The sequence below is a fragment of the Saccharopolyspora karakumensis genome (assembly GCF_004349225.1).
In the GTDB taxonomy this organism is placed as follows: domain Bacteria; phylum Actinomycetota; class Actinomycetes; order Mycobacteriales; family Pseudonocardiaceae; genus Saccharopolyspora; species Saccharopolyspora endophytica.
The window spans coordinates 108,620-127,209 of record NZ_SMLA01000009.1 but is presented as its reverse complement, the minus strand read 5'-3'; the positions used below and the strand labels follow the sequence as shown (position 1 = coordinate 127,209).

The 18,590-nt window shown below is 68.9% G+C and carries 17 protein-coding genes; 4 read left to right on the top strand and 13 right to left on the bottom strand.

Annotation, left to right across the window (positions count from 1 at the left end):
* Positions 1-277: 277 nt before the first annotated feature.
* From E1202_RS09150 to E1202_RS09140, 3 genes are read right to left on the bottom strand one after another with little or no spacing between them, the layout of a single operon-like run.
* Positions 278-1,039: a decaprenylphospho-beta-D-erythro-pentofuranosid-2-ulose 2-reductase gene (locus tag E1202_RS09150; RefSeq protein WP_132673265.1), complete on the bottom strand. Its 762-nt coding sequence runs from the start codon at positions 1,037-1,039 to the stop codon at positions 278-280.
* The gene (locus E1202_RS09145; RefSeq protein ID WP_132682242.1) at positions 1,036-2,388 is read right to left on the bottom strand and encodes an FAD-binding oxidoreductase; all 1,353 of its coding nucleotides are present in this window, start codon (positions 2,386-2,388) and stop codon (positions 1,036-1,038) included. Before E1202_RS09145 ends, E1202_RS09150 begins: the two co-directional genes overlap by 4 nt.
* 8 nt (positions 2,389-2,396) lie before the next feature.
* Positions 2,397-3,761, bottom strand: a complete 1,365-nt coding sequence (locus E1202_RS09140) for an FAD-binding oxidoreductase (protein WP_132682170.1) — start codon at positions 3,759-3,761, stop codon at positions 2,397-2,399.
* Positions 3,762-3,942: 181 nt separating this feature from the next.
* On the opposite strand from E1202_RS09140, the gene E1202_RS32095 reads away from it, so the two are divergent.
* The gene (locus tag E1202_RS32095; protein ID WP_328590965.1) at positions 3,943-4,374 is read left to right on the top strand and encodes a GtrA family protein; all 432 of its coding nucleotides are present in this window, start codon (positions 3,943-3,945) and stop codon (positions 4,372-4,374) included.
* Positions 4,375-4,655: 281 nt separating this feature from the next.
* On the opposite strand, the gene E1202_RS09130 is transcribed toward E1202_RS32095, so the two are convergent.
* From E1202_RS09130 to E1202_RS09110, 5 genes are all read right to left on the bottom strand, one after another.
* Positions 4,656-7,958 carry an arabinosyltransferase domain-containing protein gene (locus tag E1202_RS09130; protein ID WP_132682168.1) on the bottom strand — a complete coding sequence of 1,101 codons (3,303 nt, stop codon included), beginning with the start codon at positions 7,956-7,958 and terminating at the stop codon, positions 4,656-4,658.
* A gap of 216 nt (positions 7,959-8,174) precedes the next feature.
* Positions 8,175-9,086 carry a galactofuranosyltransferase GlfT1 gene (gene glfT1 / locus E1202_RS09125; RefSeq protein WP_132682167.1) on the bottom strand — a complete coding sequence of 304 codons (912 nt, stop codon included), beginning with the start codon at positions 9,084-9,086 and terminating at the stop codon, positions 8,175-8,177.
* The gene (gene wzt, locus E1202_RS09120) at positions 9,083-9,901 is read right to left on the bottom strand and encodes a galactan export ABC transporter ATP-binding subunit Wzt/RfbE (protein ID WP_132623511.1); all 819 of its coding nucleotides are present in this window, start codon (positions 9,899-9,901) and stop codon (positions 9,083-9,085) included. Before wzt ends, glfT1 begins: the two co-directional genes overlap by 4 nt.
* Positions 9,902-9,918: 17 nt before the next feature.
* Complete coding sequence (gene wzm / locus E1202_RS09115; protein ID WP_235876594.1) at positions 9,919-10,782, bottom strand: galactan export ABC transporter permease subunit Wzm/RfbD; 864 nt, start codon at positions 10,780-10,782, stop codon at positions 9,919-9,921.
* 107 nt (positions 10,783-10,889) lie between these two features.
* Complete coding sequence (locus E1202_RS09110; protein WP_132682166.1) at positions 10,890-11,423, bottom strand: bacterial proteasome activator family protein; 534 nt, start codon at positions 11,421-11,423, stop codon at positions 10,890-10,892.
* A 134-nt stretch (positions 11,424-11,557) separates the two neighbouring features.
* On the opposite strand from E1202_RS09110, the gene E1202_RS09105 reads away from it, so the two are divergent.
* Positions 11,558-12,757 carry a cysteine desulfurase-like protein gene (locus tag E1202_RS09105; RefSeq protein ID WP_132682164.1) on the top strand — a complete coding sequence of 400 codons (1,200 nt, stop codon included), beginning with the start codon at positions 11,558-11,560 and terminating at the stop codon, positions 12,755-12,757.
* A gap of 82 nt (positions 12,758-12,839) precedes the next feature.
* Here E1202_RS09105 and E1202_RS09100 read toward each other — a convergent pair whose 3' ends face one another.
* Entirely contained in the window at positions 12,840-13,817 is a 978-nt protein-coding gene (locus tag E1202_RS09100) for an NAD(P)H-quinone oxidoreductase (RefSeq protein ID WP_132682162.1), read from the bottom strand.
* Positions 13,818-13,968: 151 nt separating this feature from the next.
* Between E1202_RS09100 and E1202_RS09095 the strand changes: the two genes are divergently transcribed.
* The gene (locus tag E1202_RS09095) at positions 13,969-15,480 is read left to right on the top strand and encodes a M28 family peptidase (protein WP_132682161.1); all 1,512 of its coding nucleotides are present in this window, start codon (positions 13,969-13,971) and stop codon (positions 15,478-15,480) included.
* A gap of 39 nt (positions 15,481-15,519) precedes the next feature.
* On the opposite strand, the gene E1202_RS09090 is transcribed toward E1202_RS09095, so the two are convergent.
* The 3 genes from E1202_RS09090 to E1202_RS09080 form a co-directional block, all read right to left on the bottom strand.
* Entirely contained in the window at positions 15,520-16,167 is a 648-nt protein-coding gene (locus tag E1202_RS09090) for a dihydrofolate reductase family protein (RefSeq protein WP_132682160.1), read from the bottom strand.
* 127 nt (positions 16,168-16,294) lie between these two features.
* On the bottom strand, positions 16,295-16,900 hold the full coding sequence (locus tag E1202_RS09085) for a hypothetical protein (RefSeq protein WP_132682158.1): 606 nt from the start codon (positions 16,898-16,900) through the stop codon (positions 16,295-16,297).
* A 151-nt stretch (positions 16,901-17,051) separates the two neighbouring features.
* A complete protein-coding gene (locus tag E1202_RS09080) occupies positions 17,052-17,486 on the bottom strand; it encodes a hypothetical protein (protein ID WP_132682157.1) in 435 nt (144 codons plus the stop codon).
* Positions 17,487-17,606: 120 nt separating this feature from the next.
* Here E1202_RS09080 and E1202_RS09075 point away from each other — a divergent pair, with 120 nt between their 5' ends.
* A complete protein-coding gene (locus tag E1202_RS09075; RefSeq protein ID WP_165943795.1) occupies positions 17,607-18,287 on the top strand; it encodes a TetR/AcrR family transcriptional regulator in 681 nt (226 codons plus the stop codon).
* Positions 18,288-18,332: 45 nt separating this feature from the next.
* Here the strand turns inward: E1202_RS09075 and E1202_RS09070 are convergent, their stop codons facing one another.
* Positions 18,333-18,521, bottom strand: coding sequence for a hypothetical protein (locus E1202_RS09070; protein ID WP_132682154.1), 189 nt, complete (start codon positions 18,519-18,521; stop codon positions 18,333-18,335).
* Between the last annotated feature and the right edge of the window lie 69 nt (positions 18,522-18,590).

The window sequence follows — 18,590 nt, the reverse complement described above, 5'->3', positions numbered from 1 at the left end:
GATCGCTGCGAGAGGGCGAAACGTTGCCCGTTCGCGGCAAAATTGTCCCGATCGCGAATTCCGGTCCAGTGGTCTGGACAAACCGGGCGTCCGAGATCGAATTCTGGACCTCCCCGGGATCCGCGGTCAACCCGGGAAAGCGAAAGGGGCCGCCGGGATGCACCCGACGACCCCGTTCGGCCGAAGCGTTCGATCGATCGTTCAAGCGGCAGCGCCGCAGTTCCAGGTGTGGGAACCCGCGGCGGTGCCACCCAGCGAACCGACCCCGGAACAACTCCTAGAACGGCAGCTTCTTGAAGATGAAGCGGGGGACGTGCTTGAGCACGAACATGACCCAGCGCATCTGGCCGGGCGCGTAGACCTCTTCCTTGCCCTTGCGGACGCCGTCGATGATCGCCGCGGCGACCTGGTCCGGGGTCTGCGACATGGGCGGCGGCTTCATGCCCGCGGTGAGCTTCGTGTGCACGAAGTTCGGGCGGATCACGGTGACCTTCACACCGTGCTCCTCCAGCGCGTAGGTGAGACCGGTGTAGAAGATGTCCAGGCCGCCCTTGGAGGAGCCGTAGACGAAGTTCGAGCGGCGAGCGCGCTCACCGGCCGGGGAGGCCATCACCGCGATGCTGCCGTGGCCCTGCTTCTTGAGCTTGTTGGCCAGCAGCACGCCCAGGCCCACCGGGGCGACGTAGTTGATGTCGGCGACGGCGCGGGCGGCCTCGAAGTCCGTCCAGCCCTTCTCGTTGTCGCCCTGGATGCCGAAGGCGATCAGCGTGACGTCGACGTCGCCGTCGGCGAACGCCTTGTCGATGACCTCGGCGTGCGTCTCCGGCTTGCGGGCGTCGAAGTGCAGGATCGACACCGTGCTGCCGGTCTTGCGCAGCTCCTCGGCAGCGGCTTCGAGGCGCTCGGACTCCTCGGGGCGGTCGGCCAGCACGATGCGCAGCGCGCGGGTCTGCGCGTACTGCTTCGCGGTGGTCAGCGCGATGTCCGAGGTGCCGCCGAGCACCAGCAGGGATTGGGGGTTGCCAACAGCGTCGATCACAGCTCAAGCCTCCGGCTCATGTCTGAGGCGAATTTGCCTTCGGGGTCAATGGTCTGGCGGATCTTCTTGAACTCGTCCACCCGCGGGTACATCTGGTGGAAGGTCTCCGCGGAGGTCCGCGAGTCCTTGGCGGTGTACAGCCGGCCGCCGAGGGAGAGCACGTCCTCGTCCAGCTCGGTGCAGAACCTGCCCAGACCGTCGACGATCGGGAAGTCCAGGCACACCAGCCAGCCGGGGTGCGGGTAGGACAGCGGGGACCGGTTGCCCTCGCCCATCTTCTTGATGACGTTGAGGAACGACACGTGGCCGGACTGGGCGACCTTGCGGATGATCCGCTTGAGGTCCTCGTCCTTGCCGTAGGGCAGCGAGAACTGGTACTGCAGGAAGCCCTGCGAACCGTAGGCCCGGCTCCACTCGCCGATCAGGTCCAGCGGGTGGTAGAAGGCGGTCAGGTTCTGGATCAGGTCGCGGCCGCGCTTGGGCGTCTTCCAGTAGTACAGCTCGCCGATGGTGCCGAAGGTCAGCTTGTTGGCCAGCCGCGGCGGGAAGACGTCCGGCAGCGTCAGCAGCTGCGGCGCGTCGAACTTCAGCGGGTCGGCCCGCAGCTTCGGCGGCAGCTGGTCGAGCGTGGCCAGCGAGCCGCGGCCGAACGCGCCGCGACCCAGCTTCGAGCCGGTGGACATCGAGTCGAACCACGCCGACGAGTAGGTGTACTTGTCGTCCGAGCCGTCGTTGAACAGCTCGATCGTCTCGTCGAGGTTCGCGGTCCGGTCGGCGTCGGCGATGAAGTACGCGGTCTCGGTCCGGGTCATCCGGATCGAGGCGCGCAGGATGATGCCGGTCAGGCCGATGCCCGCCACCGTCGACCAGAACAGGTCGGCGTCCGGGCCGTTGGGCGTGATCGTGCGGATCTCGCCGTCGGCGGTGAGCAGGTCCATCGCCACCACGTGGTTGCCGAAGCTGCCGGCGCTGTGGTGGTTCTTGCCGTGGATGTCGTTGGCGATCGCGCCACCCACCGTGACCTGACGGGTGCCCGGCAGCACCGGGACCCACAGGCCGTAGGGCAGCGCGGCCTTCATCAGCTCTTCCAGGCTCACGCCCGCGTCGACGTCGACGATGGCGGTGTCCGGGTTGATGTCGTGAACGCGGTTGAGCGCGGTCATGTCGACGACCACGCCACCGGCGTTCTGCGCGACGTCGCCGTAGCTGCGGCCCAAGCCGCGGGCGATGACGCCCCGCTCGTCGGCGGTGCGCACCGCCTCGGCGATGGCGTCGACGTCGGTCGTGCTGAGCACGCGCACCCGGGACGGTGCGGTTCGTGCCCAACCGGTCAGCGTGCGGTACTCCATTGCTGCGGTCACAGGCCCAGCCTTCGCGAAAGGTCGGAGACGAAGATGCCCTGCGGGTCGACCGAAGCGCGGATCGTGCGCCACTCGTCGATTCGCGGGTACATCTTCTCGATCATCTCGGCATTGGTCCGCGACTCCTTGGCCAGGTACAACCGGCCACCTGCGTCGAGGACCATCTCGTCAAGCTCCTGGCAGAGCCGGTCCAGTCCCGGGGTGATCGGGATGTCGACTGTCAGCGTCCAGCCTTCCCGGGGGAAGGACATCGGGGCGTCGTTGCCCGGGCCGAAGGTCTTGAGCACGTTCAGGAACGACACGTGGCCCGAGGCGCTGATCTTGTCGATGGACCGGCGGAACATCGTTTCCTGACCGAACGGCACCATGAACTGGTACTGCAGGAAGCCGTTCGGGCCGTAGATGCGGTTCCACTCGCCGACCAGGTCCAGCGGGTGGAAGAACTGGGTGATGTTCTGCACCGCGCCGAACTTGGTCGGTGCCTTGCGGTACCAGACCTCGTTGAACGCGGTGATCGTGTACTTGTTGACCAGCCCGTTGGGGAAGATCGGTGGGGCGGTCATCAGCTGCGGCGCGTTGAACTTCAACGGGTCCTTGCGCAGCCTCTTCGGCAGGTCCTCCAGCTTCGCCGAGTTGCCCCGGGTCAGCAGGGCGCGGCCCAGGCTGTCGCCGCGGGCGAGCGAGTCGAACCACGCCACCGAGTACACGTAGTTGGCGTCGGAGCCGTCGGTGAAGTGCTCGATCAGCTCGTCGAGGTTCTTGGTCTGCACGTTGTCGACCACGAAGTACGCGGTCTCGACGCGCTTGAGCTTGACCACGGCCCTGACGATGATGCCGGTCAGGCCCATGCCCCCGACGGTCGCCCAGAACAGCTCCGAGGTGTCGCCCTCGGGCGTGAGGGTGCGGACCTGGCCGTCCGCGGTGAGCAGGTCCAGCGACAGCACGTGGCTGCCGAAGCTGCCCTGCGAGTGGTGGTTCTTGCCGTGGATGTCGGATCCGATGGCACCGCCGACGGTGACCTGTCGGGTGCCCGGCAGCACCGGGATCCACAGCCCGTGCGGCAGCAGCCGGCGCATCAGGGCGTCCAGCGAAACCCCAGCGTCGACGTCCACCACGGCCTCGTCGACATCGATCTTGTGCACGCGGTCCAGGGCGGTCATGTCGATGACCGTGCCCCCCGCGTTCTGAGACGGGTCGCCGTAGCTGCGACCCAGGCCGCGCGCGATGACGCCCCGCTCGCCCGCCTTCCGGACCGCGTCGGCGATGGCCTCGACGTCCGGAGTGCTGACGACGTGTGCCCTGGTGGGCGACGTGCGCCCCCAGCCGGTCAGCGTCTGCAACTCGTCCTTTACCGATCCCACCCAGCCGAGTCTATCCGCGCATCGGGTTCTTCTACCGCCGGGTACGAGCGGTCCCCAGCGGATCGCGAAGCGTCATCGCTACACTCTCGGGGGACGTGTGTGCCACGGTCCCGGCATCTCCAGCTGCGGGGTCGGAGGGCGTCTGGTCCTGCCGTCGTTTCGTAAGGGTGAACCTGTGACAGTGGCCGATACCGCAGCCAACACCGAGCCCAAGAAGCTGGGCGTGTTCAACCAGCTGGCGCGCTTCATCATCATCGGCGGCGGCTGCGCCGTCATCGACTTCGGCACCTACTCGCTGCTGCTGGGCGTGCTCGGCTGGCCGGTCTGGTTGTCCAAGTCGATCTCGTTCATCCTGGGCACCACGGCGTCCTACGTGATCAACCGCAAGTTCACGTTCCAGGGCGCGGGCCAGGGCAACACGACCGCGAAGGCCGGGGCCTTCGCCGTGCTCTACACCACGACGTTCTTCGTGAACATCGGCACCAACCAGCTGCTGTGCGTGGTGTTCAACGCGCAGGCGGCGTGGCAGTTCACGTTGTTCTGGGTCATCGCCCAGGGGCTCGGAACGATGATCAACTTCATCATGCTCAAGCTCCTCGTCTTCCGCGACTGACCCTCGCGACCTCACTTCGAAGGGCGCTCGGCCACCCCGGCCGGGCGCCCTTCTCGCGTCACGGGCCATTCGAACTCGCGCGAAATTCGAGTGCCGAAGTTCGCGCTCAAATTTCGCGCGAAGTTCGAATCCGCCCCCGCAACGGGTGAACGCCTCCGGGGCAGGAGTGGCTCGGGAAGTGCGTGGTGATGCGGGAAGAGAGCCCCGCACGTGCGAGCGCCCCTCCCACCGGCCGTGGCCGGCAGGAGGGGCGCTCGGGGTGAGGCTCCTCGCGTGAGGGCTTACTGGTCCGATTCCTCGGGTGCTTCGAAGCCCTTGACGTCGTTGCGGTCGTCGGAGCTGGGGACGTCGCCCGGGAGCTGCAGGGTCTTCGGCAGCGGCCCCGGGGTCCAGTTGCCCCAGTGGGTCTCGGTGTGGACGTCCATGGCCGTCTGAGCCGGTACGGCGTCCGCGTCGTACGGGTCCACGGCGTACAGCGAACCCCAGTCCCGGTGGATGTTGTTCTTCATGTACGTCGGCAGCTCGCGCATGCTCGTCGCCACGTTCAGCCAACCGAACGGGCCGCCGGAGTCCGGCGACGACCAGCCCTGGCCGATGTCGCGGACCTCGGCACCCGCCGCGACCCGGAACTTCGGGATCTCGGCGACGCCGTGGTGCACGCGCGGCAGCTGCAGGCACGGGTGCACCAGCGCGGCCGTCCACTCCACGAACGCCGGCTGGTCACCGACGAAGTCGGTCATGTTCACCAGCTGCGGCGCGCGCGGGGCGCTGACCGCGACCCAGCCGTTCGGGCCGAGCGCGTTGTCCACCGCGACCACGCGCATCTTCGTGGCGCCCTCGGACTTGCCGCCCAGGGTGTAGCGGAAGTCCCGCCAGTTCGGGCCGCCCTCCTGCTGCACCACGTACTTGCGCTCGGTGATCAGGAAGCCGTTCGGGGTGTCGTGCCCGAACTCCAGCGCCACCGAGTTCGCGCCCAGCTCGGCGCCGGCCAGCGACAGCACCACCGGCACCTCGCCGCGCTGCGCGCGCTCCGGCAGGTCGTACCACTGGGTGCGCAGCTCACCGGTGCCGACGGCGGCGGCGTCGTAGCTGCCCCACACCGGAGCCTTGTCGTTGCCGAACTGGTGCGGCGGCCGCCAGTTGGGTTCCTGCGGGTCGGTGCCGTCGCCAGGCGGCAAACCGGGCTGGTTGAAGCCGGACAGCTTCGCCCGCATGTACTGGTCGGCGTCTTCCTTGTCCTGCAGGCGCTTGGGCGGGACGCCGATGTCCTTGTCCTCCGACGGCGCCGCCGTGGACGGCTGCTCCCCGGCCACGCGCAGCATCCCGGACTGCGGGTTGGTCTCGACGTAGATGTAGTCGGACAGGCCGCAGCTGGTGCCCACGATCTGCTTGATGTTGTCCGCGCCGAGGCTGTAACTGCCCCATTGCTTCTGGATGACCTTGCCGAAGTTCGCCAGTTCGAACAGCACCAGCAGGGCGCAGAGGATCGACAGCGGAGCGGTGCCCATCCGCAGCGCGCGGCTGCGCCCCTCCTCGCGGCTGAAGCGCTCGTCGACGACCTTCGGGTTGTGCTCGTCGATCCTCAGGTGCTCGACGAACGCCACCACCAGGGCGATGAACGCGATGATCAGCAGGATCGTGCTCAGGTGCCTGCCCTTGAGCTGCGGCGGCATGTTGTACCAGGGCACACCCCAGCCGGAGACGTACCACCACGCGTTGGGGCCGGTGGCGGCGAAGGCCAGGATGACCATCAGCCCGGCGAAGAAGGCGGCCCGGTTGCGCGTGGAGCGCAGCACGGTGGTGCTGGTGGCCAGCGCGGTCAGCGCGGCCAGCGCTCCGCCGGTGGCGGCGAAGATGCCGAAGTGGTGCGACCACTTGGTGGGGGTCAGCACGAGCACGCCGAAGGACATGGCGCTGATCGCCAGCAGTCGCCGGCTCGGGCCCAGCGCCGCACCCCGGATCCGGCCCCGGCGCAGCAGCACCACGGCGCAGGTCGCCAGGCACAGGATGACCAGCAGCACGGGGAAGCGCCGCGTCATGGAGCCGTCCGCCGTGGGGCTGAACAGCAGGTTGTAGCGGCTGAGCTCCTCGTACCAGCTCTGGCTGGGACCGATGTCGGTGCGCAGGTCGGTGGCGTCCATGACCGACTGCCACGTCTGGTCGGCGAACACCAGCGTCAGGATCACGAACCCGGAGGAGGCGATCGGCGCCAGCACCGGCAGCCAGCCGAACTCCAGGGCCCGCTTGCGCACCAGCCGGAACAGCGGCTTGAGAGCGGCCACGAACGGCAGCACGGACACCATGCCGTGCGGGTTCGCGCCCACCGACAGCGCGGCGACCACGAGGCCCAGCGCGGCCGGCATCAGCCGGTCGGTGGCCACGGCGCGCTCGACGGCGCACAGCGCCAGCAGCGAGAACAGCACCACGACGGGTTCGGGGCGCAGGCCGTTGTTGTAGGGCAGCCAGAACGCCAGGAACACGGCCGCGGCGGCCCAGCCGGCGGCGTTGGAGCGCCGGACCTGCTGGCCGAGCCGGGGCAGCACCTCGCGGGAGATCAGCAGCCAGCTGACGATGCCCATCAGCAGCGCGGGCAATCGCACCCACGGCGTGGCCGTGGACACCTGCACCCACACCGAGTACAGCTCGTAGAACCAGCCGAACGGAGCCTCCGGGACGCCGAACCACCGGTAGTAGTTGCTGACGTAGCCGAAGCTCTCGCGCGCTCGCGCGATGTTGAGGATGTAGCCGTCGTCCGAGGTCATCGCCCCGACGACCCACCACACCAGCAGCGAGCCGATCACCGCGACGTCCCGGAACGTCGGCTTCCACCAGCCGATCGCCAACCACTTCGGGGGACGCCTGCCCGCGCGCACGTCCAGGCGCCGCAGGCAGATCACCGAGCCGATGAAGGCCAGCACGGTCAGCGCGATCACGACCAGCTTCAGCGTCGTCGCCTGGCTCTCGTAGCGGGTGTCCACCCGCGCCTCGAACGACAGTCCGCGCACGTCGTCGAGGTGGTCGTCGATGCTGGAGTACACGCCGGTCAGCTGCGGGCGCTGGTCGCCGCGCAGGTTGGCGATCGATTGGTCGCCGACGCTGGCGGTGCTGCCGTAGCCGTCGGAGCGCAGCGAGATCGAGCAGTCCCCGGCGGGAATCGCCGCGGTGCCGACCTGCTGGCCCTTGGTCAGCAGCGTCAGCTGGCCGTTGTCGACCTGCAGCGTCAGACCGGTGAGCTTGCCGTAGTCCGACGAGGGCGGGTTGGTGCTCAGCAGCACGGCCGCGCCGTTGGTGCGCGCGTCGAGGCTGCGCGCCGAGACGCACGGCACCTCCGCGTTGAGCCACAGCGGCGAGTAGCCGACCAGCGGCGCCGACACCGACTTGGTGCCTTCCGCCGTCGGCCACTTCAGGGTCGTGATGTCGTGGTTGACGGGCAGGAACGGCACCGCCAGGGCGAGCACCGTGCCCAGCACGCCCAGAACGGAGGCGAACAGCTTCAGCCGCCTGGCCGACGGTCGAGCGCGGTCGGTCCCGTTGTCTGCCGAAGGGTCGTCCGTTCGGCGGCTGTCTTCCTGGCCACTGAGCACGAAAGGAGAATAGTAGTTGCTGGTCCGGGCGCTTTCGCGGCATTCCGGGGGTGTGCGAATCGACACCAGGGGTAACGCCGTGAGCTGCGAACTCAGTTCGATCTCAGGCGCCTCTAAGCGTCCCGTGACCTTCCGGTTATCGAGCCCGCTGTGAAGTCCGCGTAAAAAGCGAGCGGCCGCCGGGAGTTCCGGCGACCGCTCGGTCGAAGCTTCGGATCAACGGCGGAAGAACCGCTCCTTGCGTCCCTGGATCACCAGGCGCAGCCACTCGCGGAACGCCTTCGGATCCTTGCGCTGCACCACGAAGTACAGGCCGAACCGGACGACCTCCAGGGCACCGATCTTGCGCATCCCCGGCTGCGAGAGCAGGTAACCGCGGTTGCGGTAGGTGTAGTAGCGCTTGTTGGCGTCGGAGGGGTCCTGGGCGTGGAACCGGCCGCCCAGCATCGGCTTGAACTCCGCCGACCCGTCCGGGTGCAGGAACTTCGTTCGGAACGTGGTCCCGAACGGCAGGCCCGAGCGCACCAGGCGGCGGTGGATCTCCACCTCGTCGCCCCGGAAGAACAGCCGGTAGTCCGGCACGCCCACGACGTCGAGCGTGGTGGCGCGGAACAGCGCGCCGTTGAACAACGAGGCGATGCCCGGGAGGAAGTCCTCAGGCAACTCGCTGACCTTGCGCTTCCAGGTCAGGCCCCGGCGCAGCGGGAAGGCGAGCGTGTCGGGGGTGTCGATGTTGACCACCACCGGCGACACGGCGGCCAGCCGCCGCTTCTCGGCGACCTCCAGCAGCGTGGACAGCGCGTGCTCGTCGGCCGGGCGGCCGTCGTCGTCACCGAGCCACACCCACTCCGCGCCCAGCGACAGCGCGGTCAGCATGCCCAGCGCGAAACCGCCGGCGCCGCCGAGGTTTCGCTGCGAGGCGATGTAGGTGGAAGGCACCGGGCAGTCATCGACCACGTCGGAAGCCGACTGGTCGGGACCGTTGTCGACCACGACGAGGTGGTCCGGCAACCGGGTCTGACTCGCGATGACCTTCAGTGACTCGGCCAGCAGCTCGCGACGGTGCCTGGTGACGATGACCGCGACTACGGATCCGGCGGGCAGCTGCTGTGCGGAGTCGGTGCTCATGAGCCTTCTTCGCTCCCGATCGTGGCCCGCGATTCACCGATCCGGGCCAGGGTTTCCTCACTCAGGTTGTTGAAGGGGTCGTACCCCTTGTAGTGCGTCAAGACCTCGCGCAGCGAGCCCTCTTCGCGAATACCGCCCTTGTCCATCCAGATCGCGGTGCTGCACAGCTCGACGAGGAACTCGTCGGAGTGCGAGGCGAAGACAAGCATGCCGGATCGCTTGACGAGGTCGTTGAGGCGGTCCCGCGCCTTCTCCAGGAATTCCGCGTCGACCGCGCCGATGCCCTCGTCCAGGATCAGGATCTCGGGGTCGATCGAGGTCACCACGCCCAGCGCGAGCCGGACCCGCATGCCGGTGGAGTAGGTGCGCAACGGCATCGCCAGGTAGTCACCGAGCTCGGTGAACTCGGCGATGTCGTCGATCCGCTTCTCCATCTCCTTGCGGGACATGCCCAGGAAGAGGCCGCGGATGATGATGTTCTCGTAGCCGGAGATCTCCGGGTCCATGCCCACGCCGAGGTCGAACACCGGCGCGACCTTGCCGACCACGCGAGAGCTGCCCCGGGTGGGCTCGTAGATGCCCGACAGCAGCCGCAGCAGCGTCGACTTGCCCGCGCCGTTGTGGCCGACCAGCGCGACCCGGTCACCTTCGCGCAGCGACATGTTGATGTCGTGCAGCGCCTCGATGACCGGCACCCGGCTGTCCGTGCCGATCTTGCCTCCGGCTCGGCCGAGCACGGCCTTCTTCAGCGAGCGGGACTTCGCGTCGAAGATCGGGAAGTCGACCGCCGCGTTCCATACGTCGATGCTGACCATGGTGTATTCGGCCTCACTCAGACCCAGTAGGAGACACGGGCACGGTAGTTGCGCAGCACGAACAGCGCCACTGCCCAGCCGAGGACGGTGATCGCGCCGCACACCAGCCAGTGGTGCCAGGCGATGGGGCTGCCGAGCATCGGCTGCCGGATGATCTCCAGGAAGTGCATGAACGGGTTGATCTCGGCGAGCTTCGCGCGCTCGGCGATCACCGGGTTCGGGCTCGACTTGAACTGGTCGTAGTTCCACACGATCGGCGTCATGAAGAACATCAGCTGCACGATGCTCTGGGTCACCGGCGGGATGTCGCGGAACCGCGTCGAGATGGTGCCGACCACGAGGATCACCCAGGCGCCGTTGAGGCCGATCAGCACGAACGCCGGGATCGCCAGCAGGATCGTCCACGACAGCGGCTGCGGGAAGATCAGCAGCAGCACGAAGTACACGGCGAGGTTGTGCGCGAAGAACAGGACCTGCCGCCACAGCAGCCGCAGCACGTGAATGCTGACCGGTGCCGGGAGCTGCTTGATCAGCCCCTCGTTGGAGATGAAGACCTCGGCACCGTCGTTGACGCAGTTGCCGATGAAGCCCCAGATGATGAAGCCGACCGCGAGGTACGGCAGGTGCTCGGCCAGAGGCTGCCCGAACAGCTGCGAGTAGAGCAGACCGAGCGCCGTGACCGTGACGGCCATGCTGATGGTGATCCACAGCGGGCCGATGACGGAGCGGCGGTAGCGCTGCTTGATGTCCTGCCAGCCCAGATGAGCCCACAGCTGTCGCTGGCTGAGGGCGTCACCAATGTCGTTGAACGCTTTTCGCCAGGACCGCGGCGAGATCTCAGAAGGCGCCGGGGGTCGGTCTAGCGTGCTCGTAGCATGCACGAGCGAAAGAGTACCGACCACGCGCGTGCACACTCGGGCTGGGCGTCACTCGAAGGCGTAGCGCCCGCTTGACGTCGGGCGCTACCTTCCGTTATCCCGCAGGACCGCTAGAGGTACTGCCCGGTGCCCTTGGTCGGGCCCATGTCCGGTTCGCCGGAACCTGCCGGCAGACCTCGGCGCATCTGCTCCAGCTGGGCTCGCGCGGCCATCTGCTGGGCGAAGAGCGCGGTCTGCAGGCCGTGGAACAGGCCCTCCAGCCAGCCGACCAGCTGTGCCTGGGCGATCCGCAGCTCGGCGTCCGAGGGCGTCGTCTCCTGCGCGAACGGCAGAGACAGCCGCTCCAGCTCCTCGATGAGCTCCGGTGCCAGGCCCTGCTCCAGCTCGCGGATGGAGGACTGGTGGATCTCCTTGAGCCTGCTGCGGCTGGCCTCGTCCAGCGGTGCCTGGCGGACCTCCTCCAGCAGCTGCTTGATCATGGTGCCGATGCGCATGACCTTGGCCGGCTGCTCGACCAGGCCGTTGATGTCCTCGCCGTGCTCCTGGCCCTCGTCGCCGGCTTCGGTCGCGCCGGCACCCACGGGGTTGCCGTCCTCGCCCACCACGAACACCTGCGGACGCTCTTGTTCGTTCATGGCTGCCATGGTTCCAGTGTGCCGCGAGGTCGCGGCAGGGGTCGTGCCGACTCGCCCGCAGCGCTGGGCCGACGGCTCGCGAGTGATGCAGTATTGGCCACCCTGGACGCCGCCGAGCTCGGCGTTTCAGTAATGTCTGAATCATGGCGTTCGACGTCGCGGCGGTTCGCGGACTCTTCCCGGCGCTCGGCGACGGGTGGGTGCACCTCGACGCCCCGGCAGGCATGCAGGTTCCCGAGCAGGTGGCCACGGCGGCGTCCACCGCCCTGCGGGCACCGGTTTCCGGTCCTGGCGGGAACTTCCCCGCTTCGCAGCGCGCCGAGGCGATCGTGGAGGCCGCTCGTCGCGCGATCGCGGATCTCGTGGGTGCCAAGCCCTCCGGGGTGGTGCTCGGGCCGAACTCGGCCGTGCTGCTCGGCAGGCTCGCCGACGCCCTGGGCGACGGCTGGATGATCGGCGACGACGTCGTCGTCTCCCGGCTGGACTCGCCCGACAACGTCGACCCGTGGCAGCGCGCCGCCCAGCGCTCGGGTTCGACCGTGCGCTGGGCCGAGATCGACATCGAGACCTGCGAGCTGCCGACCTGGCAGTACGGCGACCTGGTCACGCCGCGCACGAAGGTCGTGGCGATCACGGCCGCTTCGGGCGCGGTCGGCACCCGGCCGGACATCCGCCCGGCCGCGGAGGCCGCCGACGAGCACGACGCGCTGCTGGTCGTCGACGCCTCCTCCGCCGCGCCGTTCGTCCCGCTGGACATCACCGAGCTGGGTGCCGACGTGGTCGCCGTCAACGCCTCGGCGTGGGGCGGTCCGCAGGTGGGGGCGCTGGTCTTCCGCGACCCGGCGATGCTCGACCACCTGCCGTCGGTGTCGCTGGACCACAGCGCCCGGGGGCCGGAGCGCCTGGAGATGGGCCCGCACGCGTTGCCGCTGCTCGCGGGCTTGGTCGCGTCGGTGGACTACCTCGCCGGTCTCGACGACGCGGCCATCGGGCCGCGGCGGGAGCGGCTGCTGACCTCGCTGCGCGCGGTGAAGTCCTACCAGGCCGGTCTGCTGACCAACCTGACCAACGGGCTGCGCAAGCTGCCCGAGGTGATGCTCATCGGCGACGCCATGCGCCGGATCCCGTCGGTGGCGTTCACCGTCAACGGCGTCAAGGCCACCGATGCCGTGTCGCACTTGGCGGACCAGGGCATCTGCGCCTTCGCCGACCCGGGCACCCACGGCGTCTTCGCGGCCCTGGGCGCGGCCGAGGTCGGTGGAGCCATCCGGGTCGGCCTGGCGCACTACACGAACTCCACCGAGGTCGACCAGCTGGTCCAGGCGGTCGCCGACCTCACCTGACCGGGTGGGGAACTCGAATTTCGCGCGAGATGTGAACGCCGGAGTACGGGCTCGAATCTCGCGCGGAATTCGAATCCGCCGCTCACCGCACCAGGAGGATCTTGCCCCGGACGTCGCCCGATTCGAGGGTGGCGTGGGCGCGGGACGCCTCGGCCATCGGGATCTGCGCGTGCACCGGCATCCGCACCTCGCCGCTCTCGATCAGCGGCCAGAGGCGTTCGCGCACGTCGGCGACGATGCGGGCCTTGCCGTCCGGTCCTTCCACGGGGCGTCCGCGCAGGCCGAGGGCCGACATGCGCAGCCGCTTCATCAGCATCTTGCCCATGTTCAGCTCGGCCTTGGCGCCGCCCTGCATGCCGATCACGGCCAGGAACCCGTCCACGGCCAGCGCGGAGAGGTTCCGGTCCAGGTAGGACGCCCCCATGTTGTCGAGGATGACGTTCGCCCCGCCGAGGCCCTTGACGACCTCGACGAAGTCCTCGTCGCGGTAGGAGATCACCGGATCGGCGCCCAGTTCCGCGCAGAGCGCGCGGCTCTCGGCCGATCCCGCGGTCGCCGCGACCCGCGCGCCCAGCGCCTTGGCGATCTGGATGGCGCAGGTCCCGATGCCGCCCGCGCCGCCGTGCACGAGGAACAGGTGCCCTTCGCGCAGTCCGGCCTCCATGACCACGTTCGACCAGACGGTGCAGGCGACCTCGGGGATCCCGGCGGCCTCCACCAGGTCCACCCCGGCGGGCTTGGGCAGCACCTGCGCAGCGGGGACGGCCACCCGTTCGGCGTATCCGCCTCCGGCCAGCAGCGCGCACACCTCGTCGCCGACGTTCCAGCCGGTCACGCCCTCGCCCATCGCGGCGATCGTGCCGGAACACTCCAGTCCGGGGATCTCGCTTGCGCCCTTGGGCGGCGGGTAGTTGCCTTGGCGCTGAGCGAGGTCGGCGCGGTTGACCGCGCTGGCCACGACGTCGATGACCACCTCACCGGGGCCGGGATGGGGGTCCGGGTGTTCGGTCCACACCAGAACGTCGGGGTCACCGGGCTCGCGGATTGAAATCCCATGCATGCCCGTGACCGTAGTCAGCTGCGGGCGGCGCGAAAACCGAGAACGCGGGCCGAGTCGGGAAAAACGGGAAAGATTCCCGCTTCTGAACTTCGTCCGGGTTCGCTTGACTGGATCGGACAAACACCCAATCCGCACAAAACGGGGGAGCTCGATGAGTTCGCGAACCATCACACCCAGACGCACGGCCGCTGCTCTGGCCGCCACTTGCGCGGCAGCTCTGGTCGCCATCGCCCCGGCGTCCGCGGCACCGGCCGGTCTCGGCGACCGGATCACCGGCGACGCGGTCAACCGTCACCTGATCGCGTTGCAGCGGATCACCGACAGCAACGGCGGGAACCGCGCGTCCGGGCTTCCCGGGTACGAGGCGAGCGTGGACTACGTCGCGGGCAAGCTGCGCGGTGCCGGTTTCGACGTGACCACCCCGGAGTTCACCTACGACGCCTACTACCTGGACTCCTTCAGCCTCGCGGTCGCCGGTCAGCCGACCGAGGGCGACGCGCTGGAGTACTCCCCGGCCACCCCGCAGGGCGGGATCACGGCCCCGCTGTCGGTCGCCGCGGTCGACGACACCCCGGGCTGCGAGGCCGCGGACTTCCCGGCTGACGTGGCGGGTTCGGTCGTGCTGGTCCAGCGCGGTTCCTGCACCTTCGCCGACAAGCAGCGGGTCGCGGGGGACCTCGGCGCCGCGGGCGCGATCATCTACAACAACGTCGACGGGCCCCTCAACGGCACGCTCGGCGACCCGGCGGACGCGCGCATCCCCACCGCGGGGGTGACCAAGCAGGTCGGCGAGGCCCTGGCCGGACAGGCGGGCGCCGAGGTGAAGCTCGACGTCCAGTCTCGGCTGGAGACCGTCACCACCCGCAACGTCGTCGCGCAGACCCGTTCGGGCCGCACCGACAACGTCGTGATGGCGGGAGCGCACCTCGACAGCGTCGCGGAAGGGCCGGGCATCAACGACAACGGCAGCGGCAGCGCCGGATTGCTGGAGGCCGCGCTGCGCATGGGCGGCAACCCGCAGACCGAGAACGCGGTGCGCTTCGCCTGGTGGGGCGCGGAGGAGTCGGGCCTGATCGGTTCCACGAAGTACGTGCAGAGCCTGACCTTCGAGCAGCAGCTCGACATCGCGCTGTACCTGAACTTCGACATGATCGGTTCGCCGAACGCCGGCTACTTCGCCTACGACGGTGACGACTCCGACGCCGTCGGCTCGGGCCCCGGGCCGCAGGGTTCGGGTCAGATCGAGCAGGACTTCGTGGCCGCGATGGCCGCGCAGGGCGTGGAGCTGGAGGGCACCGACTTCAACGGCCGCTCCGACTACGGCGAGTTCATCGCCAACGGCATCCCCGCGGGCGGGCTGTTCACCGGTGCCGAAGGGGTCAAGACCGAGGCCCAGGCCGCCAAGTGGGGCGGCACCGCGGGTGCGGCGTACGACCCGAACTACCACCAGGCGGCCGACCACCTCGGCAACATCGACCGCCTGGCCCTGGAGCGCAACGCCAAGGGACTGGCCAACGTCGTCGAGGCGTACTCGCACAGCACGGAGGCGGTCAACGGCATGCAGACCCGCGAGGAGCGGGCACGCCTGCGCCAGGCGCAGCTGTCCACCTTCGCCGCGCACGCCGAGGGCCGCGCGATCCCGCACGGCCACAACGCGAGCTGACCGACCGCTGAGCGGGGCGCGGCGACGACCGCGCCCCGCTCAGCGCTTCCAGAAGAAGTGGTGCTCGACGCCGCTGGGGGCGGTGACGCGTTCAAGGTGGTAGCGGTCGGCGAGCTCGTCGGGGCTCCGCCAGAGGCGGATGCCGTCGCCGAGCTCGACCGGGACGACGGCGATGTGCATCTCGTCGATGAGGTCGGCGTCGATGAACTCGCGCAGCGTGGTGATGCCACCGCCGATGCGCACGTCCTTGCCGTCCGCGGCGGCCTTCGCCTTCTCGACGGCCTCCTGCGGAGTCGCGTCGAGGAAGTGGAACGTGGTGTCGGAGAGCGTGAACGAGGGCCGTTCGTGGTGGGTGAGCACGAAGACCGGGGTGTGGAACGGCGGCTCGTCACCCCACCAGCCGTGCCACTCGTGGTCCTGCCAGGGGCCGCGCAGCGGGCCGAACTTGTTGCGCCCCATGATCTCGGCGCCGATGTTGAGGGTGAAGTCGCGCGTGAGGCGGTCCTCGAAGCCCCGGGTGCCTCCGGCGTCCGCGCGGTTCGGCCAGCTGGCGGTGGCGCCGGCCCAGGAGAACATCGCCTCCGGGCTCACGGCCGTGCCGAACGGTCGCTCGAAGCTCTGGTCGTGGCCTGCTCCGATGCCGTCCCGGGAGACGCTCATGCAGTGAACGCGGACGCGCTGCGCCATGGTGGGGTGCCCTTCCTGTGAACGTTCGACTCGTCGAACCTAGGACGCCCCACCGGCGATGTCTTCTCCGATCTTGCGCACATCGGCACGAGCGGGGCGCGACGACGACCGCGCCCCGCTCTCCGGGTCAGGAGATGGTCACCTCTGCCGGGAGCTGCAGCGTGCCGCTGAGCGTCGCGCTGGTCGCGCCGTCGCAGAGCAGGCCGCTCTCGCTGATCGGGAACGAGGAGCGGGAGTTGGCGGTCAGCTGATGGGTCCCGTTGTCCCAGCCGTTGGCCGGGACTGAGGCGTTGTCCACGGTGATCGTGCACGCTCCGCTGATGGTCACCGTCGCGCTGGCCTGGCTGATGTCGACGCTGCCGGTGCTGGTCGCGGTGGCCAGCCACTGGCCGGACGGGGTGACGGTGGTGGCCGCCGACGGGGCGAGCGTGTTGGTGCAGTCGGTGATGGTCGGTGCTGCCGGGGCGCCGGAGGAATCGACGGTTCCGGCGACGGCCGGGTTGCCGCCGACCGGTGCCTGGACGTTGCCGTTGACCACGTTGCACCTGACCTCGACGCCGGTGTTGGCCGTCATGACCAGCTGCGTTCCGCTCACGAGGGTGATGGGTTCGACGGTGTTCTGCGGGTTCCACTGGACGGCCTGGGCGGTGGCCGCCTGGGCCGCGGCGGCGCCGCCGAGGGAGAACGCGGCGATCATCGCCACGGCTGCGATCTTGCGTCGTCCTGTGCGCATCATGACCTCCTGTCGTGGGGCATGCCTCGCAGCTCCGGCGGCACGTCGTTTCGCGTCGCGGAGTGGTGTTCAGCGGTGGTGAATTCGAGGCTGCGCCTGAGGGAAAATGTATAGAAACACGCGTGTTTCTAAATCGCAATGACAGGTGTGATCAACAGTGGTCGCCGCAGTTCCGATTTGTTGGCAGCAGCGGGGTGAAAAGGGTGAGGCGGTGGGCCAATCGGGTGTGGTCGATTGTTTCCCTGCGTAATTCCTCGCGAACGAGATGGCGGAGCGCCCCGATGACGAATTCGATCTTCGTCTTGTTCTCCGGCTGGTTGTGCGCCGCGTTCCACTCGACCAGTGACCTGGTCAGATCGTTCGCGGAGGAACGGACGTAGGCCGATAGCCACGGATGTTCGGTCTCATCGCAGTCACCGAAGTACAGCCGAGCAGCGGCCGGGTTGTCGGCCAACCAGGTGATCAGCGCGGTGACCACCGCGCCGTATCGATCAAGGCAGTTCCGATTCTCCAGGCACGCCTGCTTGCACGCCGCGTGCCACGCTTCCACCGCATCGGCGAACGACTCCGGCGAATTCGAGATCACGTGCTCACCTTCGTTCCCCCCGCAATGTCTACGCGGGCACGTTAGCGGGCCGGTAAGCTCGATTTGAAGATCTTGCTTCCGGCAGACCGATCCATCGACCACGAGAGAGGTAGCAGGCAGGTGGGCGCCAGGGTTCCCCGCGATCAGCGGAAGCTGCCACCCGGGCGGCACGGAATCCCGGCGGATCAGGTGGCCGACGACCAGCGCGGTCGCATCCTCGACGCCGTGGTGACCGCCGTCGGTCGGCGCGGCTACGCGGACGCGACGGTCGAGGACTTCGTCAGCGGGGCCGGAGTCTCGCGCAAGACCTTCTACCAGCACTTCGCCAACAAGCAGGTCGCGTTCCTCACCGCGTTCGACCAGGTCGCCGATCGGCTGGTCACGGCCGTGCACACCGCCTACTCGGCGCACGAGGACTACGTCTCCAGCGCTCGCGAGGCGCTGGAGAGCACGCTGCGCGAGCTCGCGGCGGATCCGGACGCGGCCGCGCTGGGCATCGTCGAGGTCTTCGCCGCCGGTCCCGAGGCGCTGCGCCGCCGCGGCGAGATCATCCGCAACCTCACCGAGGTGATCACCGAGCAGACGCGGAACTTCCCGCAGACCGCTCTGGGAGCGAGCTTCACCGCCGAGACCATCGTCGGGGCGGTCCTCGAAGTCCTCTACAACCGCGTGCAGCGCGGCGAGGCCGAGCAGCTGCCCGAACTGCTGCCGGATCTGCTGTTCTGCGTCGTCGCCCCGTTCATCGGCGAGCAGCGGGCCACCGAGGAGCGCGCCAAGGCGCAGCGCATCGCGACGAGCTAGCTCCGCGGGACGGAGCGCGCTCGCCGCTGCCCGGTCGGTGCGCCGTCAGGCGCCGACGACCTCGGCGCCCGCCTGCTCCCCTGCCAGCAACGCCACCCTGTAGTTCGCCAGCGACTTGTTGAGGCGGTCGCGGGCGAGCTTCGCCTGTTCGTCGTCGACCCCGATTCCGAGGTGCGCGCACACGGCGGCGCCGGTGGGCTTGGGCCGGGCCTTCACGTCTTGCGTCTCATCCACGACCCCCATGCTCGCAGCACGGGGCGGCCCGCGTTCCCCGAGCCCTCCGTCGGGAAGCAGAACCCTCGA